Genomic DNA, 24,357 nt, shown 5'->3' with positions numbered 1-24,357 from the left:
GCTCCTCAAGGTGAAACGGGTGCGATGAGCGACTGACCGGTGGTGGTCAGGGTGTGCAGCAGGACGTCGGGGTCGATCACGCCGCCGCTGACGACGGCCACGGGGTTGCGCCAGCCGAGCGAGGCGGAGTGCTTCAGCGCGGCCGCGTACGCCGCGGCTCCCGCCCCCTCGCAGACGATCTTGTCGGTGAACGCCAGCGAGGCCAGCGCCTCCGCGACCTCCTGCGGCGTCACCGTGAACACCCCGGCCAACTTGTCCTTCAACCGCTCGAATTGAGCGGGGATGACGAAACTGGCGCCGATGCCGTCCACGAAGGAGCGCTCGTACTCCACCTCCGTGGGGCGGCCGGCGCGCAGCGAAGCGGACAGCGGGGCTCCGGTGCTGATCTCCACGGCGTAGACGGGGACTTCCAGGTAGGTCGCCAGGCTGTAGGCGAGGTTCCCACCGCCGTACGGCACCAACACCGCGTCCACGTCCGGGAGGTCTTCCTGGATCTCCATGCCGATCGTGGCGATGCCCAGCGAGACGTACGGGTCGCTCTCGGAGGAGAGGAAGAAGCCGGGCAGGTCGGGGAAGGAGGAGGAGACCATGGTGCGGCGCCAGACCGGGTACGGGACCGCAACGATCCGGGCCCTGGGGTTGTACGCCAGGATCTGCGACCGCTTGGCCTCCGGGATCGAATCCGGCACCACCACCGTGTACGCCAGATCCAGCTCCGACGTCACGTGCGCCAGGCCCTGCGCGAAGTTGCCCGAGCTGCCGGTCACGACGCCGTCGCGGACGATCCGGGCCCACACCTCCGGGCGGTACCGCCGGTACGCGTGCAGTGCGCTGAGCGCACCCCGGGCCTTGAACGAGTTGGTGACCTGAAGGTTCTCGCACTTCAGGTGGATGTCTACCGGGTTCTGCGCCGTCGCCCGCAGCAGCGGGGTACGCCGGATGTGCGGGTCGATGAGTTCGCGCATGCGGCGTACCGAGGCATGCGAAATGTCCTCGGATAACAGGGGTTTCAGCATGTGGCTTTCGCTATCGAGTAGGAAAATTCCTCGGTCATGCCCAGCTTCCGGGCCAGCGAGATGCTCGGCGTCTTGTCCGCGTGGCAGGTGATGACGGAGCGCAGCCCCTGCTCGCAGCCCCAGTGGTTGACCGCGCCGAGGACGACGAACGCCAGGCCCTTGCGGCGGTGGTCGGGGTGGATGTGGGTACCGAGTTCGTTCAGTCCGCCGCCGAGGACGCCGTGCGCGTCCGCCGCCACCCGGCCGTCCTGGATCAGGGCGAAGCCGACCGCATGCCGGATGTACTGGGCGGCGTTGGTGCCGAAAATGCTCCGGGCCATCGGGGATTCGAGGCCGGAGAAGGTGTCCGCGTCGATCCGCACCAGCTCGTAGCCGTCGGGGACGGCCGGGGGCGGGGCGACGTAGCCGTCACGGGGGTGGGTGAAGTGCAGCCGCTGTCCCGTGGTGAAGCCGGCCCGCTCCGCCCAGGCACCGTTGTCGGGTCCCGACGGGTAGACGAGCTGTACCTCGCCGTGCCCGGCGAGCAGCCTCTTGGCTTCAGCGAAGAAGGCGGGGGTCAGGGCCCCGGCGGCAAGACAGAACGGTGCGGTGGTGGCGACCAGACAGGCCACCGGCGCACCGTTGTGGAACTGCGCCCAGGCTCGGCCGGGGATGGCTCCGTCGATGACCGCACGGGCGAAGGCCAGGTTGGGATGGTCGGGGGCGAACAGCGAGACCAGACACGGCAGGTCGGCTGCGGCCACCTCGACCAACTGTGCCCGGTCCATGCCGGGGACCGGCGGGGCAGTGCTCATTGGTTCTCCATCGGGGCTCTCCACGGAGTTCGGAAACAGGGTGGGCCGTACGCACAGAGGTTCGACTGTAGGGCCTGCAAGACCCTACCGAGTGTCCGGTGGCTCAACTTAGGGGGGTAAGGGGGCACATAGGGGGGTGTAGGACCCTAAGGGGGGTCAAACAGTCGGCCAACTCCGCGGCGGGTACGGCTCCGTGAGCGGTCGTGTGGCCGGTGGTTTGCCTTCCGCTTGACTGGGCCGGTACGGGCAACGGTCCCGTCCGGTCCTGGTCCTCAACTCCCAACAATCAGGGGCGCCTCCACAGGCACGAGAGTAAGGGCCGGAGGGCGCGGATTTTCGAACGTAAAGCCAAGCAGTCCGGAAATCCTCCTCCGGAGGCCGGATCCCACCACTACCGACCACCAGGTGCCTTGGGCCCCAAACCCCCCGTCAACTGCGGAAACAACCAAGGGGGAGAGCCAACGCCGCTACCGGGACAGGCGCACGCCAGTCACCAGATCCGGCCGAATCCGCAACGCGTGCGTCATCTTGTGGTCGGTCCACGGGTGTAGCAGTGCCTGGTAGTGCGCGAGGTCCGCGGGATCCGTCACCAGGCGGCAGTAGCCGGTCACCACCACGCTCCAACCGCAGTGCGTGGCCGGGTCGATGGCGTCCGCCTCGTAGGCGACGACCACTCCCTCGTCGCCCTCCTCGTGCCCGGTCAGCGTGGCCAGCGCGGCGCCCTCGTGGGTGCGGATGATGACCTCGCCGTGGTGCAACAGGTGGTTCACCGGGCGGATCGCCGGCAGCGCGTCCTGGGTGAAGACGATCCGGCCCAGGGAGACACTGCCCAACAGCCGCAACGCCTCGGCCCGTTCGAGTTCGGTGCTGTGGCGGGAGGCTTCGCGGTCGGCCCACTCGCCCAACACGGGGTCGAAGGCGGGGCCGGCGGCCTGCCGGGTCGGGAGGTCGTTCACGACGTGCTGCTCCTCGTGCTCTTGACGCGGGTGATGGGCGGCGCTCCCCGGCCAGTAGACGGCACTCGGCGGATGGTTGCCAGGGGCCGTTCGGCCCGTCCCGCGGTGCCCTCCGTGCCCGTCTCCGGGCCGGTGCACCGCACGCGCCGGACGGGTCAGCGGGTCGCCTCGGCGACGGCCGGGTCGTCCGCGGGTGTCGGGACGTCACCGGTGGTCCGAGGCAGCACGTCCGGGAGCGGGTCGTGGCGGATCTGGTCGGCGGGCATGCCGGCCGCGGTGAGCCGGGAGACCGTCGCCCCGACCATGGCCGCCGGGCCGCTGACGAACGCCAGCCGGCCGGACCACTGCGCCTCCCGGGCCACCGCCTCCGCCAGCGGGCCGTACTCGGCCAGCGACCCGCCGGCGTCCGGGGCGGCGTCCTCGTCCAGGACGCGGACCACCCGCAGTTGGCCGTGGCGCGCCGCCAACTGGGCCAGCGCGCCGGCGTCGTACAGCTCGGCCCGGCTGCGGGCGCCGACGAAGAGCTGGACGCTGCCGGCCGGCCGCACCGACAGGCCGCCCGCCCCGCCGCGGCGGCCCGCCCACTCCTCCAGCAGTGCCTTGATCGGGGCCCAGCCGGTGCCGCCGGCCACCATCAACAGGTCGTGCACCCGCTCCTCCGAGGGGAGGGTCATCGTGCCGTGCGCGGGCCCGATCCGCAGCACGTCGCCCACTCCGGTGCGGCTGACCAGCGCCTCGCTGACCCCGCCCGGGCCGGTCTGCCGGACGTGGAACTCCACCTCACCGTCGGGCCCCGGCGCCGACGCCAGGGAGTAGTGCCGCCACGCCTGGGGCATCAACGGGGACGCCACCGCCGCGTACTGACCGGCCCGGTACCGGTACGGCTCGTGCATCCGGACCCGGAGCACCGCCAGGTCCGGGCGGCGCAGCGCGTGGGAGGTCACCGTGCCCTGCCAGCACGGCGGTTCGGCCAGCGCCGCGTCCGCGCCCTCGACCATCGACGCGACCGCGAACCGCAGCATCCGCACCCACGCCTGCTCCACCGCCTCGGCCCAGCGGGGCCCGGCGGCGCGCCGCAGCGCGGCACACAGGGACGCCTCGAACGCCTCGTAGTGCACCGGCCGCACCCCCAGCTTCCGGTGGTCGTGACCGAGCTGCCGGAAGTAGAGGGCCACCTCGCCCGGCCGGTGCAGGTTCTCGATCAGGTACCAGAACGCGCGCGCCAGATGGGCGCGTTGGAACTCCATCGACTCCGGGAAGAGGGACCGCAGATAGGGCCACCGGGCGAACATCTCGTCGTAGAGGTAGGCGATCAGGTCGCCGAACGGGGTGACCAGGTCGAGGTACTGGGTGATCAGCCGCTGATCGGCAGCACCGTTGTACGAGGCGGGAGTTAAGGCCGGCCCGGGTGCAGGGCCCTGGCCGAGGATCCGCTGCCGCAGCCGCTTGGCGTCGTGCCTGGCGAGCAGGGCGTGGTACTCGCCGCCGACGGTACCGGGGGTGGCCGGCCCGGTCGGCAGGTACGCGGCGGAACGCGCGGGCTGGCTGGGCTGCTGCATGGTCTGGACCTCCTGACGGGGGGCGCCAGTATGGCAAGGCAAAGGGGTGCCCAAACGGCCCCGTTCCCCCAGGGCCATTCGGCCCTTGCGCAGGTCAGCGCGGTAGACGACGCTCGTGGTCGGGCCCCTTGCGCCCCGGCGACCGCGAAGAACCACAGAGCGAGAGTGCATGAACCAGCAGCCCGTTCCTCCTGCCACCGACCCCGCCGCCAGCGCACCGGGCGCGCCGCTGCGCGTCTTCATCCTGGACGACCACGAGGTGGTGCGCCGCGGCGTACGGGACCTCCTGGAGGCGGAGGACGACATCGAGGTCGTGGGGGAGGCCGGGGACCCCCGGCAGGCCCTCGCCCGGGTGCCGGCGATCCGGCCGCAGGTGGCGATCCTCGACGTCCGGCTCGGCGGCGACGACGGCGACCACGAAGGGATCGAGGTCTGCCGGGAGTTGCGGGCCCGGATGCCGGAGCTCGCCTGCCTGATGCTGACCTCCTTCGACGACGACGAGGCGCTGTTCGACGCGATCATGGCCGGGGCGGCCGGCTATGTGCTCAAGCAGATCGACGGGACGGCGCTGGTGCGCGCGGTGCGCACGGTCGCGGCCGGGCAGTCGATGCTGGACCCGCGTACCGCGACCCGGGTGATGGACCGGCTGCGCGGCCCGGGCCGGACCGCGGCCGACGAGGAGCCGTCCGAACTCGACCGGCTCTCGCCCCGCGAGCGGGAGGTGTTGGACCTGATCGGCGAGGGTTTGACGAATCGTCAGATCGCTGATCGGCTGTATCTCGCCGAGAAGACGGTCAAGAACCGGGTGTCCGCCATCCTCGGCAAGCTGGGAGTGGGCCGCCGCGTCCAGGCAGCGATGATCGCCGAACGTCTGAAGGAGCCCCGCGGCTGAGACACACCCGGAGCGGCCCCGACACCGACCCCGCCGCCCCGGCCCACCGACCGGCCGACCCGCGCAACGCACCCGCGCGGGTCGGCCTTTTGGCGTGTTCTCGAAAAGTCCCGACTCGGTGCACAACTCGGAGAACCAAGCCAGGAGGGCCCTACCTGACGAGAGCGTAGGAGACCAGCACCACGCCGATCACCACGATGGTGAGATGCGTGCTCCACCCGACGATCCGGGGATGCTGCGACTCGACGAAGACCTCGTGCGGTTTCTTCGGGTCGTAGGAGATCCTCAGGGACTTGTCCACACGGACGCTCGGAGTCTTCGTACGGAGCGTCACCAGTTTCCTCTCGCCGGCGACGGGGACCCTTTCCAAGGTGTGGTCGACCGTGCCGCCAGGGCCTGGGCGGACGTGAATGCAGACGGCGTCGGTCGAGACCCTCCTGCGATAGGCGCGGACATCCGCTACGAGGAACCAGGCGGCGCACGAAAGCCACACCGCGCCACTGGTAAATGTCCGCCAGTGCTCTACGGACACGACCTCGGAGAGGGCGAATTCGACCAGACGGAACTCCTGTCGGGCTGTCAACCAAGCGCCGGCCGGCGGCACTTGAGGCGGTCGAATCAACCGGCTACCACTTCGCCGGCTGGGGCCCGCTCACCTTCGCGGCGCGGGTGGTCCACGACGGAGTGGACGTGACAAGGCAGGCGTGACGTGCGCGCCGGAGTGTCAGTCCGGCAGTGGGGCGTGCCACACGATGCGGGTGCCGCCGCCGTCCGGCGTCTCGATGGTGAGTTGGCCGCCGTGCATCTGGGCCCGGGCCCGCATGTTGGCCAGGCCGCCGGTGTGCGGTGCGGTGCCGACCCCGACCCCGTCGTCGGTCACCGTCAGCGTCACCTCGTCGGAGGTCACCGTCAGGGCCACGTCCAGGCGGTGGGCGCCGGCGTGCCGGGCGGCGTTGCTCAGGGCCTCGGCGGTCACCGCCACCAGGTGCGGGGCCAGTTCGTCGGGGACGGCGGCGTCCACGGGGCCGTCGATCCGTAGCGCCGGGGTGAAGCCGAGGGGGCCGGCCGCGCGTTGGACGGCGTCGGTGAGGTCCCGGCGCAGGCTCCGGGCGTCCTTGCCGTCACCGGTGGTGCGCAGCCCGAAGATCGTGGAGCGGATGATCTTGATGGTGGTGTCCAGGTCGTTGACCGCGCGGCCGACCCGGTCGACCGCCTCCGGCCGGTCGATCAACCGGGTCGCGCTCTGGAGCGTGATGCCGGTGGCGAACAGCCGCTGGATGGCGAGGTCGTGCAGGTCCCGGGCGATCCGGTCGCGGTCGTGCAGGACCGTCAGCTCCTCCGACTCGGCGCGCCGGCGGGCGAGTTCGAGGGCGATCACGGCCTGATCGGCGAAGCCCGATATCAGCCGGACCTCGTCGTCGTCGAACGGGGGCCGGCCGGCCAGCCGGCTCAACCGCAGCGCGCCCCGCCCGGTGTCCACCTGGAGCGGGACCGCGACCGCCGGCCCGTACACCGCACCGGTCTCCGCCCCCGCCCCGTTCACCGCGTCATCGCGGGTCGCCTCCCCGGGCGCCGTGCTCCCGGCGTCCGGGCCAACTCCGGCCTCCGGGCCGTCCGCGGCGTCCGGGACGCCCAACGGGAACGCCCGCGGATCGGAGCGCAGGTCCGCGCTGACCACGGGCCGGTCGCTGCGGACAGCGATGCCGGGCAGCGAACCGCCGACCGGCACCCGCAGCCCGGTGATCCGGCTCGCGCCGGTGCCGCACGCCACCGTCACCGCCAACTGGTCCGCCGACGAGGCCACCGGCAGCAGCACCGCCGCGCAGTCCGCGCCGGCCACCTCCATCGCCCGCTCCGCGATCAGCCGCAGCACCTCGTCCGCCTCCGTACCGGACAGCAGGCTGCGGGTGATCTCGCCCAGCGCCTCCAGCCACCGCTCGCGGCGCCGACTCTCGTGGTACATGCGGGCGTTGTCGATCGCCACGCCCGCCGCGATGGAGAGGGTGGTCACCACCGCCTCGTCCTCCGCGTCGAACGAGCCGCCGCCCCGCTTCTCGGTGAGGTAGAGATTGCCGAAGATCTCGTCGCGGACCCGGACCGGCACCCCGAGGAAGGTCCGCATCGGCGGATGGTTGGCCGGAAAGCCGTAGCTGTGTGGATGGCTCGACAGGTCGGTGAGCCGCAGCGGCTCGGGATTGCGGATCAGCTCCCCGAGGATGCCGTGCCCGCACGGCGTCCGACCGATCAGCGAGATCAGCTCGGCGGGCATCCCCACGGGCAGGAACTGCGACAACTGCCCGTCGCCGACGACGCCCAGCGCACCGTACTCCGCGTCGGTCAGCGCCACCGCCGCCTCGACGATGCCCCGGAGCACCTGCGGGAGTTCCAGCCCCCGCCCCAGGCCCATCACCGCCTCCAGCAGGCTGCGCAACCGGTCCGGCGCGCGGAGCTGTGGCTCCCGCGGCTCACCCGTGGCCGGTGCGTACTGCTGCGTTTCGGACATGACCGTGCTGCTCCCAAAGATCCCGTACGTCTGTGCGGCAGCGTACGTGATCAACGCGGTGGGCCCGACCGGCACCGGTGCCGACCGGCCACTCCGGGCGCCCTCGGACGGGGTCGACCGCCCCGGCGCGAAGGGGCCGGTCGCGGTCCGCCCAGGGACTGTTCGGCCCTAAGGAAGGCGAGCGCCGCCGGCCGAGGATGAGTGATGCCGGGAAGGGCCGGGTCTCCCCCCGTGCCGATGGCTCTTCCCGGCCCTGGCTCCTTCCCGGTCAGATCACGCTTTCTCTAGGTGGAGGACGACAGCACCGTGGATGGTTGGGAACTTCAGGCGACAGCGGCCAGGGATGCCGCGCCCGGCCGGGTCAGCACGGCCCGGCCGCGGCGTCGGCACAAGGCGGTGGAGTGGCTCACCTCCACCGACCACAAGCAGATCGGCACGCTCTATCTCGTCTCGGCGTTCGTCTTCTTCCTCGTCGGCGGCCTGATGGCGCTGCTGATGCGCGCCGAACTGGCCCAGCCGGGCACCCAGATCCTCTCCAACGAGCAGTTCAACCAGGCGTTCACCATGCACGGCTCGGTGATGCTGCTGCTCTTCGCGATGCCGCTGTTCACCGGCTTCGCCAACTGGATCATGCCGCTCCAGATCGGCGCCCCCGACGTGGCGTTCCCGCGGCTGAACATGCTCGCCTTCTGGCTGTTCCTCTTCGGCTCGCTGATCGCCGCCGCCGGCTTCCTCACCCCGCAAGGCGCCGCGGACTTCGGCTGGTTCGCCTACGCCCCGCTCTCCGACGCAGCCCACTCGCCCGGCGTCGGCGCCGACATGTGGATCATGGGCGTGGCGCTCTCCGGCTTCGGCTCCATCCTGGGCGCGGTCAACTTCATCACCACCATCATCTGCATGCGCGCCCCCGGCCTGACGATGTTCCGGATGCCGATCTTCACCTGGAACGTGCTGCTCACCGCGGTGCTGATCCTGATGGTCTTCCCGGTTCTCGCGGCCGCGCTGTTCGCCCTGGAGATGGACCGCAAGTTCGGCTCCCACGTCTTCGACGCGGCCAACGGCGGCGCCCTGTTGTGGCAGCACCTCTTCTGGTTCTTCGGCCACCCCGAGGTCTACGTCCTGGCCCTGCCGTTCTTCGGCATCGTCTCCGAGGTCATCCCGGTCTTCTCCCGCAAGCCGATGTTCGGTTACGTCGGCCTGATCGCCGCGACGATCTCCATCGCCGGCCTCTCGGTGACGGTCTGGGCGCACCACATGTACGTCACCGGCGGCGTGCTGCTCCCCTTCTTCTCCTTCATGACGTTCCTCATCGCCGTCCCCACCGGGGTGAAGTTCTTCAACTGGATCGGCACGATGTGGAAGGGCTCGCTCTCCTTTGAGACCCCGATGCTCTGGGCCACCGGATTCCTGGTCACCTTCGTCTTCGGCGGCCTGACCGGCGTCATCCTGGCCTCCCCGCCGCTGGACTTCCACGTCTCCGACACCTACTTCGTCGTCGCGCACTTCCACTACACGCTCTTCGGCACCGTGGTCTACGCGATGTTCGCCGGATTCCACTTCTGGTGGCCCAAGTTCACCGGCAAGCTCCTCGACGAACGCCTCGGCAAGATCACCTTCTGGACGCTCACGGCGGGCTTCAACCTCACCTTCCTCGTCCAGCACTGGCTTGGTGCCGCGGGCATGCCCCGCCGCTACGCCGACTACCTCGCCGCCGACGGCTTCACCGCCCTCAACACCCTCTCCACCATCGGCTCGTTCCTCCTCGGCCTCTCCTTCCTCCCGTTCTTCTACAACGTCTGGAAGACCGCCAAGTACGGCGAGAAGGTCGACGTGGACGACCCCTGGGGCTACGGCCGCTCCCTGGAGTGGGCCACCTCCTGCCCGCCTCCGCGCCACAACTTCGCCGCCCTGCCCAGGATCCGCAGCGAATCCCCCGCCTTCGACCTCCACCACCCCACCGCGGACGCCCTCGAACCGGCCCGTCCCGCGGCCCACCTCTGAGGAAGGAGCGGCCGTGCTGTCACCCGCCGTCCTCGCCCTCGGGGCCACCAGCCTGAGCGCCGCCGGCTGCGTCTGGTACCTCCCCGCCGCGGCCGACCTGCGCGCCGGCCCCGACCGCCCCGCCTCCCGCCGCCTCTCGGCCGCCGCCTGCCTGACCACCTGGGCGACCATCGCCCTGTGTGCTCCGCTCCTCCTGGCGGCCGTCCCCTGGCGGGTGTTGGGCACCTTCACCGTGGCCGGCGCGGCCACCGCCCTCCTCCTCGCCGCCCTCGCCCGCGCCCGCCGCACCCACGAACAACGCGCCACCCGCCGAGCCTGGGCCACCCTTCGCATACCGGCCCCCACGGCCGGCCCGCCCAGCCAGACCCGGTGCTTCCTCCGGTGGTTCCTGCCGGGATACGTGGTGGCGGGCGGCGCGTTGGCGGCGGTACTGATCGGGGGGATGGTGGGGCGCTGAGGCTTGGGACGGGGACGGGGGAGGGGGTGGAGTTGGGGGCGGGCCAGGCGGGCGTCTGGCCCGCCAACCGCTCCGCCGTCACCGATGGGCTTCCGTATGGTGGCGGCGGATCAGCACATTGCAGTCGCTCGCGGCACTGCCGTCGCTCCGCCGCAGTGCCAGGACGCGCTGTTGTCGCAGCGCACGGCACTGTTCACAGCCGGCCACCGGACTGGGAACGTCCGGCCACGTAGGCGTCGGGAGGTAAGTCACTGCTGCCTGACTCCAGATCGTGAGTGGTTTCCTGGACCGCTCCCGTACTTCTCGACCACTTCCCACCCGCCCTTGAGACAGTGCCGCTGCCGGACCGACCTCCTGGGCACATTTCGGCCAACCTCGGGCAATGCTGACGAATTCAACTACTCCCGCTGCTCTCGCTGTCAGGCGATCGTCGATGCGGAGCCGCGGCCGCCATTTCCCGTTTTGCGCTGTCTGGGATACTTGATCCCATGCCAGGAACCCGACAACGCAACCCCAACCCCAAGCCCACGGCCAAGGCCAAGCCCGTGTGGTCCATGATGCTCGCCGCCTGGATCCTTCCGGTGGGGCTCGATGGTCGGCAGCGGGAGTCCTGGGCCCGGTGGTCGAACTGGCGGATCTTCCTCCTTCTCCTCCTGGGGCCGGTCCTGTTGCTCGGGGCGTTCACTGCGCGGGGTCCCGGGGTGACGTGGTGGGAACGCGGCGCGCTCGCCGCGGCCGGCGCCGTCATCACGCTGGTACTGGTTCGCGTCGTGATTGGCTATCGCCAGCTCAAGGCCACAGCCCGAACCACCGTCTCCGCACCGCCCGAGGCCGACTCCCCGCCGGTCGCACCAGCCATCAACGCCAAGTGATAGGCGGGGCAGGCGGGTTCAAGTACGGCTTTGGGATCCTCGCACGCTACGAGGCCGCCATGACGACGGTCCGAGGGCTCCTCGAATCCCAGGGCGGCATGCGCGTCGCGGGCACGGTGACGCGTGTTGGGCCGCTCTGTGAGGCGTGGAACCTCTGGCAGGTCGAGGACCACGGCCGTCTGGAACGCGCGCTTGGAGCCGTGACGTTCACCGATCCCCAAGCCACGGCTGCCCTGGCCGAGTTCGACACCAGCGCGGAGCACGAGCGGACCCGGTTCCTCGGATCACTCGCCTGCGCAGGAAGCCCAAGGCCCAGTTGCACGGGCACCATCGTGCAAAGGACATCCGTTGGGGAGGACGACCACTCGCCACCCCTCAGTAGCGATGTACCCCACCGCCAGGCCCGTCGGGTGGATCCGGCCAGACGGATCAGGTCAACTCGTCGGCGAGCAGGTCCATGAGGAGTCCGTCCTGCCAGGTGCCCGTCCGGTGGTCGCGTGCGTACGCCCGCATGATGCCGACGGGCTTGAAGCCGACCTTGCCGTAGCTGCGGATCGCCGCAGCGTTGGCGGCAGCGGGATCGATGGTCAGCCGGTGGTGGCCGCGTTCGTGCACCAGCCACCGGGCCAACGTGCGTACGGCATCGGTCCCCAGCCCCTGGCCGTGCTGCCGCGCGGTCAGGAAGATGTCGATGCCGGCACGACGGAACTCGGGGTCGTTCTCCTCGTCGAACTGGATCGCCCCGATCACCTCGTCCTCGAAGACCACGGCGAGCATGCCCCCGAAGTCCTCCGGGGGCGACCACCAGGCGGCGACCTCCGGCTCCCGCACGATCCCGTCGAGGACCCCGTGATCATCGCTCGCCACCGACCGCAGCACGACCTTGTCTCCACGCAACTCCATGCACTTCATTATCCCGGGAGGCGTGGAGCCCCTCAGGGCTCAGCCCGCTGGCATCCATGCTGGCGGCCGGTGGTCTGGCGGGACTACGGCGGTGACGGCGACGGCGACGGCGGCCGCGGTCGAGGTGCCGTGGAGGGCGTGCATGGGGTGTGTCGTCCTTTCCGGTCGTTGGGTGTGCGCGGGCGCACGTACCGACGGGCTTGTGGCGCCCGTTGGTGCGTGCGCGGCGCGCGTCTTCGGTGGTTACTGGTCGGCGGCCAGCCAGAGGTCGGGGCCGAACACCTCGTAGTGGACGGCCTGGGGTGCGACTCCGTGGCGCAGCAGATCGCCGCGGATGGTGCGGAGGAAGGGGAGGGGGCCGCAGAGGTAGGCGGTGAGGTCGTGCGACAGGGGGAGCGTGCCGATGTCCGCACGACCCCTGGAGACCCGGACAGCGGAGATGGGAAGCGGGGCCTGGGCGTCCGGTTCCTCGTACCACAGGTGCAGTGTGGCGTGCGGCAACTCGGTGACCAGGCGGCGCAGTTCGTCGAGGTGCGCGTGGTCGGCCGGGGTGCGGTCGGCGTGGACGACGGTGACGGGGCGGGACGATCCGGTGGCGGCCAGGTGGTGGAGCATGGCGAGCATCGGGGTGCAGCCGACGCCGGCGGAGGCCAGCAGGAGGGGGCCGTCGCCGTCGGCCAGTGTCAGGTCCCCGAACGCGGCGGAGACGGTGAGCACATCGCCGACGCGGGCCCGTTCGTGGAGCCAGGAGGACACCTCGCCGGCCGGGCCGGCGCCCGCCGCGACGCGCTTGACGGAGATCCGCCACTCCGGGCGACCGGGGGCGGAGGAGAGGCTGTACTGCCGGATCTGCCGGGCGCCGTCGGGGAGTTGGACCTGCACGCTGACGTACTGGCCGGGCCGGAACGGGCGCGCCGGGGTGCCGTCGGCAGGGCGCAGGGTGAGGGCGAGCGTGTCGGGGGTCTCGGCGCTCCGCTCGACGATGGTCATCGGCTGCCACACCTCGCCCTCGGCGGCGCCGCATTGCGCGTAGAGACCGGCCTCGACGGCGATCAGCGCGTTGGCCATCAGCCAGTAGACCTCGTCCCAGGCGGCCGCGACCTGCGGGGTGACGGCCTCGCCGAGGACCTCGGCGATCGCCGCGAACAGGTGTTTGTGGACGATCTTGTACTGGTCCGAAGTGATGCCGAGCGAGGCGTGCTTGTGCGCGATCCGGCCGAGGATCGTCTCCGGCAGGGTGCCGGGGTGGTCCACCAGGGTGCGGGCGAAGGCCGCGATCGAGCCGGCCAGGGCCTGCCGTTGGGCGCCGTTGGCCTGGTTGCCGCGATTGAAGAGGTCTCTCAACAGTTCCGGGTGAGCGTCGAACAGCTTCCGGTAGAAGAGGTCGGTGATGTCCTCGATGGCGGCGCCGACGGCGGGCAGGGTGGCGCGTATGACGGGGGTGGACTGCTCGGAGAGCACGGGTACCTCCAGGGGTGAGGACGGCGGTCAGTTAATTCGTAGATCGTTTGCCAATTTAAGGGCGAGGGGTGGGGCGCACTGGGTGCCCTAGGGGGTCGCCGTGGGGGAGTGGTGGTTGGGGTCGGGGTGCGCGGGGCTCAGTCCGGGCGTGGGCTGCTCGGGATGGTGAGGCTGAGCAGTACCGGGCCGGTGGGTGATGCCACCACGTCCGAGACCGTGAGCGGATCGAGCGTGGCGTAGAAGGCTTCCTGTGCCTCGCGGAGCGCCCGGCGTAGTCGGCAGGCTCCGCGCAGCGGGCACGGGGGGTCGCCTTCACAGGCGACGACCTCGTCCTCGCCCTCCAGTTCGCGTACCAACCAGCCGACCGAGGCCCGGTGTCCCAGCGTGGTCAACTCCAGTCCGCCGCCGCGGCCGCGCCGGGCCTCGACCACGCCGAGGTGCTGGAGCCGGCTGATCGCCTTCGCCATGTGGGTGTACGGCACGTCCATCGCCTCGGCCACCTCGCGGGTGGTCAAGGAGTCGCCGGGCTCGGCGACGGCCAGGCGCATCACTGCGCGCAGCGCCAGATCAGTGAACTTCGTCAACCGCACGCCATGAGGCTATCAAATGTGCATGTTAGGTTCGCATTCAGGGGGCGTCCGGGATTGCACCGGGACGATCCGGGTGGGGCTCGCGTTCAAGGGTGCCGCCTCTGTCGTCTGCCCCGCCTGTGTCATCCGTGCCGTACGTGTCGCCTGTGCCACTGTGTGGTAGCTCACCGGCGGGGTGCGTGGGAGAGGGTCGGCGAATGACTGCATGTGCGACCAAATGCGGACAAAGTAAACGAGGGTGCTCGTGGGTGTTCACGGGCGAGAGTGGAGGCGATGGTGACTGTTGATGGCTGACACCCCGCACGCCGACGGCCCCGCCGCCTCGGCCGGCGACCCGGTTCCGCGACTGCTCTGCGACGCCCGGGAACTCGCCGCCGTCGATCCGGCGCCGACCGGGGCGTTGTGGCGGCTGGCGGAGGCCGGTCGTCAGCTCGACGCCAACTTGGTGCGGGTCCCGCCGCAGGGCCGCATCGACACGCACGTCGAACCGGATCTGGACGTGCTCCTCTACGTCGTGGCCGGCGACGGGACCGTGGACACGGACCAGGGTCGGGAGCCGCTCGCCGAGGGCGGGCTGCTGTGGTTGCCGCACGGCTCCCGCCGCAGTCTGACCGCGGGCCGGAACGGGTTGGCGTACCTCACGGTGCACCGCCGCCGCCCCGGCATGCAGATCCGGAGTCACCGGGACTGACGGCGGGCGGTCGCTCGGCCTCAGGGGGTATGCCCGTTCCCGTGGCCCGGACTGCCCTCCTGCTCCTGGCTCCCGTTGGCGGGAGCGCCGCCCATCATGCTGAGCATGCGCCGGCCGCCGGTGCGGAAGAAGCGGACGAGGAGGGCGGCGGCCAGGCCGAGGAAGGCGATGTTCAGCCACGTCGTGTAGTTCCAGGAGACGCCCTCCGCGGGGATCCTCGCTCGGGCCTGGTCCGGGACCAACCCGAGGCCGCCGAAGGCGAGTTCGACGACGTAGCCGGCGACCACCATCGAGAGGAAGAAGGTGCCGAGGAGCAGGAGCGCGGTCCGGGTGCCGTAGTACTTCCGGTAGATGTTGAGGATCGGCAGGATCAGCAGATCGGCGAAGACGAACGCCACCACCCCGCCGAAGCTGATGCCGCCCTTCCACAGCACCACGGCGAGCGGCACGTTGCCGATGGAGCAGACGAACGAGGCCATCGCGACGAGCGGGCCGATGACCGGCCCCCAGAGCTTGGCGGCGAGCGGATGGCCCTCGAAGAAGAACGAGCGCCAGAAGGCGTCGGGCACCCATGCCGCGATCGCGCCGGCGATCAGCAGGCCGATCACCAAGTCCCGCAGGATCGCCGCCCATTCCATGACGAAGACGTGCGCGGTGGCCGTGACGCCCTCGGGGGAGCGCAGCCTGCGCAGGAAGGAGCCCGGACCTCGGACGGACATGTCCATCGCGGCGTGCCCCTCCATCGAGCCGGCCAGTCCGCGCTCGGCCTGCGCCCGGGCCTCGCGCAGCAGCGGCTCGCGCAGGAACAGCCGCAGCAGCACGGCCAGCACCACGATCATCACCGGCCCGCCCACGAACTCGGCGACCGTGAACTGCCACCCCATCAACAGCGCCAGAATGACGCCGAGTTCGACGACGAGGTTGGTGGAGGCGATCTCGAAGGCCATCGCCGCGGTGAAGTTCGCCCCCTTGCGGAAGAGCGAGCGGGCCAGCGCGACCGCGGCGTACGAGCAGGAGGACGAGGCCACGCCCAGTCCGGCGGCGATGGCGAGGGTGCGCGGTCGGTCGTCGCCGAGCAGCGCGACGACGGTGGACTTGCGGACCACCGCCTGGACGACGGCGGACAGGGCGAACCCCAGGATCAGTGCCCAGGTGATCTCCCAGGTCATCGAGCCGGTGAGGGACAGGGCGTGCAGGACGGCGTGCGGGGCGGTGTGCATGTCGGCATCCTTCCCGTGGGGCGGAGGCGGCCGCGGCCTCGGGGAACATCGGTACAGCGGTTGGCGCTGAGAACGATCATGGTTGGTTAGCACACCGGCTGGAGGCTCCGCTGGGGTTCGCGGAAAGATCGCCGGACAGGCGCCGGGGCTGGCTACGGTCCGCTCGTGCCGGTGGAGTTTCTGACTGATGAGCAGGCCGAGGCGTACGGGAAGTTCGCTGAGGAGCCGATCCGCCCCGAGCTGGAGCGTTTCTTCTTCCTGGACGACGTCGACCGCGATCTGATCGCGCGGCGCCGCTTGGCGCACCACCAGCTCGGCTTCGCCCTTCAGATGTGCACGGTGCGCTACATCGGCCGGTTCCTCCCGGACGATCCACTCGATGCGCCGTGCCCGGTGGTCGAGCACCTGGCCGCGCAGCTCGGCATCGAGGACGCGTCGGTGGTGAAGCGGTACACCGAGCGGCCCAAGACGGCGTACGCGCACGCGTGGGAGATCCGGGACGCCTACGAGTACCGCGAGTACGAGGATGCGGAGTGGTCGCGCCGGTTCCGTACCTTCCTGCACGGGCGGGCCTGGACGCACGCCGAGGGGCCGGTGGCGCTGTTCAACCAGGCGGTGGGTTGGCTGCGCCGTCACCGGGTTCTGCTGCCCGGGGTGAGCGTGTTGGCGCGGCAGGTGTCGGAGGCCCGGAAGGTCGCGGAGAAGCGGCTGCACGCGACAGTCGCGGGCGCGGCCCGCCGCGCCGACCCGGCGCTGCCGGGCGAGTTCGTGGCGACGCTGAAGACGCCGGAGGGGGCGCGGTTCTCGGAGCTGGAGCGGCTGCGTCGGCCGCCGACGCGGACGACGGGCACGGGCGTTCGCCCGCGCGCTGGAGCGGGTGGACGAGACCGGCGCGTACCGGTTGGGGCGGCTGCGGCTGTCGCAGATCCCGCCGAACGGATGGCCGCGCTGGCACGCTAGGCGCTGGGGTCGAAGGCGCCGTTGCTGGAGCGGGCGGCGGAGCCGAAGCGCACGGCGATGCTGACCGCGGTGATGCGGCACCTGGAGGCGAAGGCGATCGACGAGGCCCCGGACCTGTTCCAGGTCCTGATGGCCGCCCGGCTGCTGAACACCGCCAAGCACAAGACGGAGAAGGAGCGCCTGTCGACGCTGCCGCAGTGGGAGAAGGCGCTGGGCCGACGGCGAAGGTGTCCATCGAGGTTGAGGACGACGGGCGGGTGAAGCTGAACGTCGACAAGCTCGGCGCGCTCGGCGAGCCCAAGTCGCTGACCTGGCTGCGCCGGCGGGTCGAGAAGATGCTCCCGAAGATCGACCTGCCGGACCTGCTGTTCGAGGTGAATGCCTGGACCGGGTTCCTCAACGCTTTCGTGCACCTCGGGGACGGCACCACCCGGATGAAGGACCTGCCGACCTCCGTGGTCGCGCTGCTGGTCTCCGAGGCGTGCAACATCGGCCTGACCCCGGTGGTGAACCCCGGCTACGAGGCGCTGACCCGGGCCCGGCTCGTGCACGTCGATCAGTACTACCTGCGGGCCGACACCATCGCCGCGGCGAACGCGCGGCTGATCGCCGCCCAGGCCGATAGCTCGATCGTGCAGTTCTGGGGTGAGGGGCTGCTCGCCTCAGGGGTCATCTAGTGCTGTCGGTCAAAGCTGCTGGTGATGAGCTTGTAAGTCAGTAAGGCATGTACGGCAAGTTCGAAGAGGGCTGCGAAGGGTTTGACTGTCAGGGCAAGTTGCAAGGATGTGATCCGGGTCTCGACGCAGCTTCTACGGAGAGGAATGGTGATGGTCATGACAGCCACGCCCATGGTCTGCCCGGCGCTGGGGTACAGGGACGCGAAAGCGGCCATCGACCAGCTCACGACAGCCTTCGGCTTCATTAGAAGCGCGGTGCACGAGGACGAGGACGGCACGGTGGTGCATGCCGAGCTCACCCACGGGAACGGCATGCTCCTGCTCTACACAAAGGGCCTCGGCGGCGCGTTCCGCGAAGCGTTGACGGATGCGGGCCCGGCTGGCGTGTATGTGCTTGTTGAGGACACCGACGCGCACTGCGAACGGGCCCGGCAGGCAGGCGCGGAGATTCTCATGGAGCCGACTGACCAGGACTACGGCTCGCGGCAATACACGGCTCGTGATGTCGAGGGCAACGTGTGGTCGTTCGGCACTTACAGGCCCGGAACGGCGTCAGCCTGAGAGCTCTGGCCGCTAGGGCGCTTCTGACGGATCTCCGCGGCGTCGCGGCGTCTGGCACGCACTCCCCCACGCCTAAAGGGCGGGGGGGGGGGACCCTGCGGCGTTGCCGAAATGTCCCCATAGCTCCGCTATGAAGACATCCCGGCGCCTTGCGATCGCACGCACCAGACGCCGCTCCTTCCTCCACGGAGATCCGTCAGAAGCGCCCTAGGGATCTCGGCCGTCAGCGTCCTTTGCCCGAACTCGTGTCTTACATGCCGAACTTGCCCGAAGAACCCTCGGATATTTGTAAGGCAAGTCCGGGGAAACGTCACTTGCCTTACACGCCTGACGGTCCGCGGGCCCCATAGATAACCGTGGACGGGCTGCGCTTCCAGGTGCCGGTGCGCACCATCAACGCCGCTCCGTCACCGAAGTACTTCGGGTTCAAGCGGGGCATCACCTGGCTCAACGCCGTCAACGACCAGGTCGCGGGCATCGGGCAGATGGTAGTCCCCGGCACCCCGCGCAACTCCCTCCACATCCTGGACGCCCTGCTGAACCTCGACGGCGGGGTCAAGCCGGAGATGGTGGCGACCGACAACGCCTCGTACTCCGACATGGTGTTCGGCCTGTTCAAGATCCTCGACTACAACTTCGGCCCCCGGTTCCGCGACCTGGACGACCAGCGGTTCTGGCGGGCCACGATGCCCGGCGTTGAGACGGGCACGTACGGCGCGGTGGAGGACCTGGCCCGCAACCGGGTCAACCTGAACAAGGTGATCACGCACTGCCCGGACATGCTGAAGGTCGCCGGTTCCCTGGTCACCAACCAGGTCCGCGCCTACGACCTGCTGCGCATGTTCGGCCGCGACGGCCGCCCGACCCCGCTGGGGGCGGCGTTCGCGGAGTACGGGCGGATCGCGAAGACCGAGCACCTGCTGCGTGTGGTCGACCCGGTGGACGATACCTACCGGCGGCAGATGAACCGGCAGCTCACCGTGCAGGAGTCCCGCCACAAGCTCGCCCGCGACGTGTGCCATGGAAAACGCGGCACCATCCACCAGGCGTACCGGGACGGGATGGAGGACCAGTTCGGCGCGCTCGGCCTGGTCCTCAACGCCATCGTGCTCTGGGAGGCCGTCTACATCATCGAGGGCCTGCTGAAGAACACGTCCGAGGTGAAGCCGACCACGGTGCACGCGGATACGCAGGGCCAGTCGTTCCCGGTCTTCACGCTCGCCCACTTGCTGGGCTTCGACCTCATGCCCAGGATCAGGAACTGGAAGGACCTCACCTTCTACCGGCCCACGAAGCGGACCGAGTACGTGCACATCGACGCCCTGTTCGGGGAGCCGGGCCGCAACGTCATCGACTTCGACCTGATCGAGTCCCAGTTCCGGCACCTGATGCGGGTGGCAGTCTCCGTACGGGAGGGCGCCATCTCCTCCGCCCTGCTGCTGCGGCGCCTGCGGGCTGGCTCACGCAAGAACGCGACGTACACCGCCTTCCGCGAGGTCGGCCGCGTCATCCGCACCGTCCAGCTGCTGCGCTACCTCTCGGACGCCCCGCTGCGCCGGCGGGTGAGCGCCGCGACGAACAAGGTCGAGGCGTTCAACGGCTTCTCCCAGCGGATCGGCTTCGGCAACGGCGGCGTCATCACCGACAACGACCCCGTCGAGCAGGAGAAAACCGCGAAATGCAACGCCCTGCTCAGGAACGCGGTGATCTTCCACAACGCCCTGGACACCGCCGAGATCATCCGCCAACTGCTGGAGGAGGGCTGGGAGATCGACCCGGAGGATTTGGCCCGCATCTCTCCGTACCTGACCGAGCACATCCGCCGCTTCGGCGAGTACTCCACGCACGAACTCGGCATCCAGCCGGAGGCGTACGACCCCAAGCTCGACGTCGACTTCACCCAGTTCCGCGAACAGGAACCGGCCGCCTCCGGCTTCGGCGCGGCCGCCTGAGCACCGAAGGACCCACACCATGCCCGCTGAATAGCGCGGACGCTGTGCCCTCACGGGCCGTGGGCGGCCTCGTCCTGTCACCCGCGACCGGCTCACCTACAAGATCACGCGCCGCCGATCTGCTTTACGTCGACGGCGACGTCCTGACCCTTGGGCCCCTTGCCGATGATGAACGAGACGATGTCGCCTTGTTCCATCCCGAAAGGCTTCTCGACCCACTTCCACTGCGTGTAGAGGTCCCTATGCAGCCCGCCTGCCACCTTGTAGGTGATGTAGCCGAACCCCTTGGCCGCATTCCACCAACGGACCTGGCCCAAACGCCTTTGGTGGTCATTGGCGATCTTGCTACTCGCGGGGGCTGCCTGCGCTGTTCCTGGCGTGGCGACGACTGTTACGGCGCCACCACCGGCGATCGCCAGGGCCGTGACCGCGGCGACGAGGCTCCTGCGTACTCGGCTCATTACTGCTTCCTCCACTTGTGTGACGGTCAAGGGCGTACTCGACGTCCTCCCCACGGTCGTGCGGCGGCATCGCCGAAGAGGTAGGCGGCGTAGGGTCTCCCCCTGGCCACTGTTGACCGTATACCCGGGGTGGTAGTTACCATCAAGGGAGCCAACTTCCCTTTGGGAAGTACCCTGTTGAGGGGCGCACCGCCGTCGCCGACCTCCTGCCGGAGCACGTCGCCGACGAAGTCGCTCCGGCCCCGGAGCTGCTCGTCACCCTCGGTATGCCCGGCAAGGTCGCCGACTTCCTCCGCACCACCGAGCTGGACGACGCCGAGCGGGCCGCGCTCGACAACGGCCAGGCCGTACGGCGCGGCACGGGCCACACCCTCCGCGTCACCGCCATGCCCGCGGTCCACCGCCAACTCCTCGACCGCTGCCAGGTCCTCGACGGCGTCGGGGCGATCCCTGTCCAGCGCAAGGCCCGCCGCGAGTACGAGAACCGCGTCAACACGCTCACACCCGGACCATGATCGTTCTCAGCGCCAACCGCTGTACCGATGTTCCCCGAGGCCGGGCCGGTGACGGACACGCGCGGGAGTGGTGGCCGGTGCCCGGCACCGCCGCCGGGCCCGCCCGTCCGCCGATGGAGGAGAATCGGCCGGTGCACATCCTCACGTTTCCCGAAGCGGCCACGCCCGACGGGCTCCGCGCTCAGGTGGCAGACCTCCAGGAGTTGGCCTGGCCGTCGACGGGCACCCCGGCCGTGCCGCCGGGCGCACCGGTCCATGACCCCGCGCTGCGGCCGGTGTCGACGCTGTTGGTGGACGGCGGTACGGTCCTCGCCGCGCTGGACGTCCTGACCAAGGAGATCGTCCACGCCGGTCGCCGCTATGTCGCCGGTGGCCTGAGCACCGTGGTGACGCACCCCGAGGCGCGCGGCCGCGGGCACGGCCGGCGCCTGGTGTCCGCGGCGCGGGAGGCGATGGCCGATCAGGGCCTGGACCTGGGGCTGTTCACCTGCGACCGCCCGCTACGGGCGTTCTACGAGAGCGCCGGCTGGCAGCACCTCGCGGGCGCGGTCCTCGTCGGAGGAACGGCGGGTGCCCCCTTCCCCAGCGACGGGCCCGGGTTCGACAAGGTCACCATGGCCGACTTCTTCTCGTCGCGGGCGCGGCGGCACCGCGCGTCCTTCCGGGACAGCCGGATCGCCCTCCACCCGGGAGACATCGACATGCTCTGGTGAAGCAGGCTCGCGACCGACCACCGTGCTCGGTCGCACCCGGCCCGCGTCAACCGGCCACCGGTCCCCGGCTAGCCCGCCACGCCCGCCAGTACCGTTGTCGCGACCTTGTGGACGGCCGTGGTCTCCGGAGGGCCGGCCTCCCGGTCGGCGAACAGGAGGTGGCCGGCGCCGATCAGGGTGGGCGCCAGGATGTCGACATCGGCGTCCGCCGCGATGCGGCCCAACTCCCGCTCGGCGGACAGGTATCCGGCGAGCATCGCGGTGGCCTCGGCGAGGACGGGGACGCCCGAGGAGCCCGCCTGTCGCAACCGGGCGCGCAGCCCGTCCCGGGAGATCACCAGCCCGACGATCGCCACCGCGACCGTGCCGAACACGGTGGTCAGCGCCTCGGTGAGGTTGTCGGCGACCGTGCCGCTCCCCGCGGAGGCGCGGAGCGCGACGGCCTGGCGGTCGATCCGGCCGATGCGGTCCCGCACGAGGCCGGCGAGGAAGGCGTCGAAATCGTCGAAGTGCCGGTGCAGTACGCCCTTGGCGCAGCCCGCCTCGGTGGTGACCGCGCGGCTGGTCAGGGAGTTCGGCCCGTCCCGGAGCAGTACCCGCTCGGCGGCGTCGAACAACTGCTCCCGCGCACCGCGGAGGGCGATCCCAGTCGGCACCGCGCATCCGTCCCTTCGTCCCGAACCGGCCTCTTCCGCACCGGTGTTGTTCCCGCGCCGGCGTTCCTCCCGTGAGGGAGCCTCCGGGCTGTCTCCCCGCGCCGGCGTCCTGACCGGAGAGAGTAGTGGTGGCCCGTCACGATTATTGACGAGTGGGCATGCGCCCACCATAGTGGGCGCATGCCCACTATGCCGCCTCCGGGGCCTGATCCCCGTCAACGCAGCGACCTGGCCCAGTCGTTCGGCACGGACGCGGAACGCTACGACCGCACCCGCCCTCGATACCCCGACGCCCTGGTGCGGCGCATCGTCGCCGGCCCGGCCGGTCTCGACGTGCTCGACGTCGGCTGCGGTACGGGGATCGCCGCCCGGCAGTTCGAGGCGGCCGGCTGTCGGGTGCTCGGGGTCGAGCCGGACGCGCGGATGGCGGAGGTGGCCCGGCGACTGGGCGGCACGGCGGAGGTGGCGCGGTTCGAGGACTGGGACCCGGCCGGCCGGGAGTTCGACGCGGTGGTCGCCGGCACCGCCTGGCACTGGATCGATCCGGTCGCGGGCGCCGCACAGGCCGCACGGGCGCTGCGCCCCGGCGGCCGGTTGGCGCCGTTCTGGAACGTCTTCCGTTTTCCGCCCGAGATCGGGGCGGCCGTCGCCGCGGCCTGTCAACGGGCGCTGCCCGACGCGCCGTTCGATTTCACGGCGATGGCGACGGGGACGCTCGATGCCTATCAGGGGCAGTTCGCCAGGATCGCCGACGGGATCCGGGCGGCCGGCGGGTTCGGCGAGCCGGAGCAGTGGCGGGTCGACTGGGAGTGGAGTTACACGCGGGACGCATGGCTGGATCAGATGCCCACTCAGGGGCCCTTCACCCGGCTTCCGTCGGAGGCGTTGGAGGAGGCGTTGGCGGGGGTCGGTGCCGCCATCGACGCGGCCGGCGGCGGCTTCACCATGCGGTACGCGACGGTGGCGGTCACGGCGGTGCGTGCCGGGGCCGGCCGGTCTTCGACCGCCGCCTGATCACGTACCTGCGCATGCCTGCACGGCACCTGAATGATCTGTACGCACTGCGGTGAACGACCCGACGCCGTGCCGTGGCTTCTCCTTGGCCGGGGCAGGGGACCGCCCCGGCCGACGCGCGTGGCCGAGGCGGACGTCCGTAGGCGGGGTTCAGCGGCGATGGCGGTCGGCGCACCAGTGAGGCGCGGCGCCGATGGGGCGGATGTAGCGGGCCGAGGCCCAGGCGAAACGGCCCTCGCGGAGCTTGTACCAGCGCGAATTGCCGTGCACGTTCTGGCCGTTCACCTTGCAGACGAGGGTGACGACCTCGCCGTGGCGGAGCGAACCCACCGCCCGGTACTCGGTGCCGGGTCCGGTCCGGACCGTCAGCTCGTGCCTGGCGACGACGCGGCCCTGGTACAGGCCGTGGGCGGTGGCCGCGGGGGTCGAGGCCGGGCTCGCGGCCACCGCCGCGCCACTGCCGAGGACACCGCAGAGAAGCCCCGCGCTCGCCAAGACGGCGGCGCCCCTGCGGAACGTGGATAGGTGTGTCATGGCCATCCTCCTGGTCGAGGTCCGTCCGGCGATCCGGACGAGTCGGTCCGCTGCCAGGCTGCCCGCGCCGGTGCCCGAGTGGCTCGTCGGTTGGCTGAAATTCATCATGACGGGAACGCGTCGAAAGTCTGCGCGGTATTTGCCAGTTGGCGGCCCGGGCGCCGCCGATCCGCCGGGGAGGTGCCGACGAGCGCCGTGTGCGAGCGACGGGAACCGGCGCTCGCGCCGCACTGCCGCCGAGTCGGACCCCGGGCCTCATGGGCCGCAATGACTACGGCGCACAACTGTTCATCATATGAATAATCCGGATAATGACGTCACAGGGGTGTAGGTGGGACATCCTCATCTGCGGGGCGGATGGGTCCCCGCGCCCCTGTGCCGCTGCTTGCGGGCGGGGAC

General features: G+C 70.5%; 22 protein-coding genes and 2 pseudogenes. 11 read left to right on the top strand and 13 right to left on the bottom strand.

The genetic code is table 11. The features are described from left to right. Positions 1-5: 5 nt before the first annotated feature. The 4 genes from ACIQU6_RS22855 to ACIQU6_RS22840 form a co-directional block, all read right to left on the bottom strand. The gene (locus tag ACIQU6_RS22855) at positions 6-965 is read right to left on the bottom strand and encodes a threonine/serine dehydratase (protein ID WP_403483506.1); all 960 of its coding nucleotides are present in this window, start codon (positions 963-965) and stop codon (positions 6-8) included. Positions 966-1,009: 44 nt separating this feature from the next. Further along, positions 1,010-1,810 carry a GNAT family N-acetyltransferase gene (locus ACIQU6_RS22850; protein WP_403483505.1) on the bottom strand — a complete coding sequence of 267 codons (801 nt, stop codon included), beginning with the start codon at positions 1,808-1,810 and terminating at the stop codon, positions 1,010-1,012. Between the two features lie 467 nt (positions 1,811-2,277). Then, positions 2,278-2,718, bottom strand: coding sequence for a pyridoxamine 5'-phosphate oxidase family protein (locus ACIQU6_RS22845; RefSeq protein ID WP_403483552.1), 441 nt, complete (start codon positions 2,716-2,718; stop codon positions 2,278-2,280). 203 nt (positions 2,719-2,921) lie between these two features. Next, positions 2,922-4,325: a globin domain-containing protein gene (locus ACIQU6_RS22840; RefSeq protein WP_403483504.1), complete on the bottom strand. Its 1,404-nt coding sequence runs from the start codon at positions 4,323-4,325 to the stop codon at positions 2,922-2,924. Between the two features lie 169 nt (positions 4,326-4,494). On the opposite strand from ACIQU6_RS22840, the gene ACIQU6_RS22835 reads away from it, so the two are divergent. After that, entirely contained in the window at positions 4,495-5,217 is a 723-nt protein-coding gene (locus ACIQU6_RS22835) for a response regulator (protein WP_403483503.1), read from the top strand. A gap of 151 nt (positions 5,218-5,368) precedes the next feature. Here the strand turns inward: ACIQU6_RS22835 and ACIQU6_RS22830 are convergent, their stop codons facing one another. Together ACIQU6_RS22830 and ACIQU6_RS22825 are read right to left on the bottom strand one after the other, a co-directional pair. Beyond that, a complete protein-coding gene (locus tag ACIQU6_RS22830; RefSeq protein WP_403483502.1) occupies positions 5,369-5,551 on the bottom strand; it encodes a hypothetical protein in 183 nt (60 codons plus the stop codon). A 390-nt stretch (positions 5,552-5,941) separates the two neighbouring features. After that, complete coding sequence (locus ACIQU6_RS22825; protein ID WP_403483551.1) at positions 5,942-7,624, bottom strand: GAF domain-containing protein; 1,683 nt, start codon at positions 7,622-7,624, stop codon at positions 5,942-5,944. Positions 7,625-8,008: 384 nt separating this feature from the next. Here ACIQU6_RS22825 and ctaD point away from each other — a divergent pair, with 384 nt between their 5' ends. The 3 genes from ctaD (at position 8,009) to ACIQU6_RS22810 (ending at position 11,050) form a co-directional block, all read left to right on the top strand. Then, entirely contained in the window at positions 8,009-9,721 is a 1,713-nt protein-coding gene (ctaD, locus tag ACIQU6_RS22820; RefSeq protein WP_403483501.1) for a cytochrome c oxidase subunit I, read from the top strand. A 13-nt stretch (positions 9,722-9,734) separates the two neighbouring features. Next, the gene (locus ACIQU6_RS22815; RefSeq protein WP_403483500.1) at positions 9,735-10,178 is read left to right on the top strand and encodes a hypothetical protein; all 444 of its coding nucleotides are present in this window, start codon (positions 9,735-9,737) and stop codon (positions 10,176-10,178) included. 488 nt (positions 10,179-10,666) lie between these two features. Then, positions 10,667-11,050, top strand: coding sequence for a hypothetical protein (locus ACIQU6_RS22810; RefSeq protein ID WP_403483499.1), 384 nt, complete (start codon positions 10,667-10,669; stop codon positions 11,048-11,050). 429 nt (positions 11,051-11,479) lie between these two features. Here ACIQU6_RS22810 and aac(6') read toward each other — a convergent pair whose 3' ends face one another. The 3 genes from aac(6') to nsrR form a co-directional block, all read right to left on the bottom strand. Further along, positions 11,480-11,953 (bottom strand): aminoglycoside 6'-N-acetyltransferase, encoded by a 474-nt coding sequence (aac(6'), locus tag ACIQU6_RS22805; RefSeq protein ID WP_403483498.1) that lies wholly within the window; start codon positions 11,951-11,953, stop codon positions 11,480-11,482. Positions 11,954-12,196: 243 nt separating this feature from the next. Next, entirely contained in the window at positions 12,197-13,414 is a 1,218-nt protein-coding gene (locus ACIQU6_RS22800; RefSeq protein WP_403483497.1) for a globin domain-containing protein, read from the bottom strand. A 137-nt stretch (positions 13,415-13,551) separates the two neighbouring features. After that, on the bottom strand, positions 13,552-14,004 hold the full coding sequence (gene nsrR / locus ACIQU6_RS22795; protein WP_403483496.1) for a nitric oxide-sensing transcriptional repressor NsrR: 453 nt from the start codon (positions 14,002-14,004) through the stop codon (positions 13,552-13,554). 286 nt (positions 14,005-14,290) lie between these two features. Here nsrR and ACIQU6_RS22790 point away from each other — a divergent pair, with 286 nt between their 5' ends. Beyond that, on the top strand, positions 14,291-14,695 hold the full coding sequence (locus ACIQU6_RS22790) for a cupin domain-containing protein (RefSeq protein ID WP_403483495.1): 405 nt from the start codon (positions 14,291-14,293) through the stop codon (positions 14,693-14,695). A gap of 20 nt (positions 14,696-14,715) precedes the next feature. On the opposite strand, the gene ACIQU6_RS22785 is transcribed toward ACIQU6_RS22790, so the two are convergent. Then, positions 14,716-15,915: a permease gene (locus ACIQU6_RS22785; protein ID WP_403483494.1), complete on the bottom strand. Its 1,200-nt coding sequence runs from the start codon at positions 15,913-15,915 to the stop codon at positions 14,716-14,718. A 165-nt stretch (positions 15,916-16,080) separates the two neighbouring features. Between ACIQU6_RS22785 and ACIQU6_RS22780 the strand changes: the two are divergent. From ACIQU6_RS22780 to ACIQU6_RS22770, 3 genes and pseudogenes are all read left to right on the top strand, one after another. Further along, positions 16,081-17,540: pseudogene (locus ACIQU6_RS22780) on the top strand (DUF4158 domain-containing protein); the annotation flags it as partial. Between the two features lie 168 nt (positions 17,541-17,708). After that, positions 17,709-18,113, top strand: a complete 405-nt coding sequence (locus ACIQU6_RS22775; RefSeq protein WP_403483493.1) for a VOC family protein — start codon at positions 17,709-17,711, stop codon at positions 18,111-18,113. A gap of 353 nt (positions 18,114-18,466) precedes the next feature. Beyond that, positions 18,467-20,065 (top strand): annotated as a pseudogene (locus tag ACIQU6_RS22770) (Tn3 family transposase); the annotation flags it as partial. A gap of 104 nt (positions 20,066-20,169) precedes the next feature. Here ACIQU6_RS22770 and ACIQU6_RS22765 read toward each other — a convergent pair. Next, positions 20,170-20,526, bottom strand: a complete 357-nt coding sequence (locus ACIQU6_RS22765) for a cold-shock protein (protein WP_403483492.1) — start codon at positions 20,524-20,526, stop codon at positions 20,170-20,172. Positions 20,527-20,792: 266 nt separating this feature from the next. On the opposite strand from ACIQU6_RS22765, the gene ACIQU6_RS22760 reads away from it, so the two are divergent. Both ACIQU6_RS22760 and ACIQU6_RS22755 read left to right on the top strand, forming a co-directional pair. Further along, entirely contained in the window at positions 20,793-21,041 is a 249-nt protein-coding gene (locus tag ACIQU6_RS22760) for a hypothetical protein (RefSeq protein ID WP_403483491.1), read from the top strand. Continuing rightward, entirely contained in the window at positions 21,038-21,754 is a 717-nt protein-coding gene (locus ACIQU6_RS22755) for a GNAT family N-acetyltransferase (RefSeq protein ID WP_403483490.1), read from the top strand. Before ACIQU6_RS22760 ends, ACIQU6_RS22755 begins: the two co-directional genes overlap by 4 nt. Positions 21,755-21,822: 68 nt before the next feature. Here the strand turns inward: ACIQU6_RS22755 and ACIQU6_RS22750 are convergent, their stop codons facing one another. Continuing rightward, entirely contained in the window at positions 21,823-22,410 is a 588-nt protein-coding gene (locus tag ACIQU6_RS22750) for a TetR/AcrR family transcriptional regulator (protein ID WP_403483489.1), read from the bottom strand. A gap of 180 nt (positions 22,411-22,590) precedes the next feature. Between ACIQU6_RS22750 and ACIQU6_RS22745 the strand changes: the two genes are divergently transcribed. After that, positions 22,591-23,424, top strand: a complete 834-nt coding sequence (locus ACIQU6_RS22745; RefSeq protein WP_403483488.1) for a class I SAM-dependent methyltransferase — start codon at positions 22,591-22,593, stop codon at positions 23,422-23,424. 150 nt (positions 23,425-23,574) lie between these two features. Here the strand turns inward: ACIQU6_RS22745 and ACIQU6_RS22740 are convergent, their stop codons facing one another. Next, positions 23,575-23,958, bottom strand: coding sequence for an SH3 domain-containing protein (locus ACIQU6_RS22740; protein ID WP_403483487.1), 384 nt, complete (start codon positions 23,956-23,958; stop codon positions 23,575-23,577). Positions 23,959-24,357 lie beyond the last annotated feature (399 nt).

The organism is Streptomyces sp. NPDC090442, assembly GCF_044769405.1.
Classification (GTDB): domain Bacteria; phylum Actinomycetota; class Actinomycetes; order Streptomycetales; family Streptomycetaceae; genus Streptomyces.
This window is presented reverse-complemented; position numbering and strand designations above follow the sequence as displayed.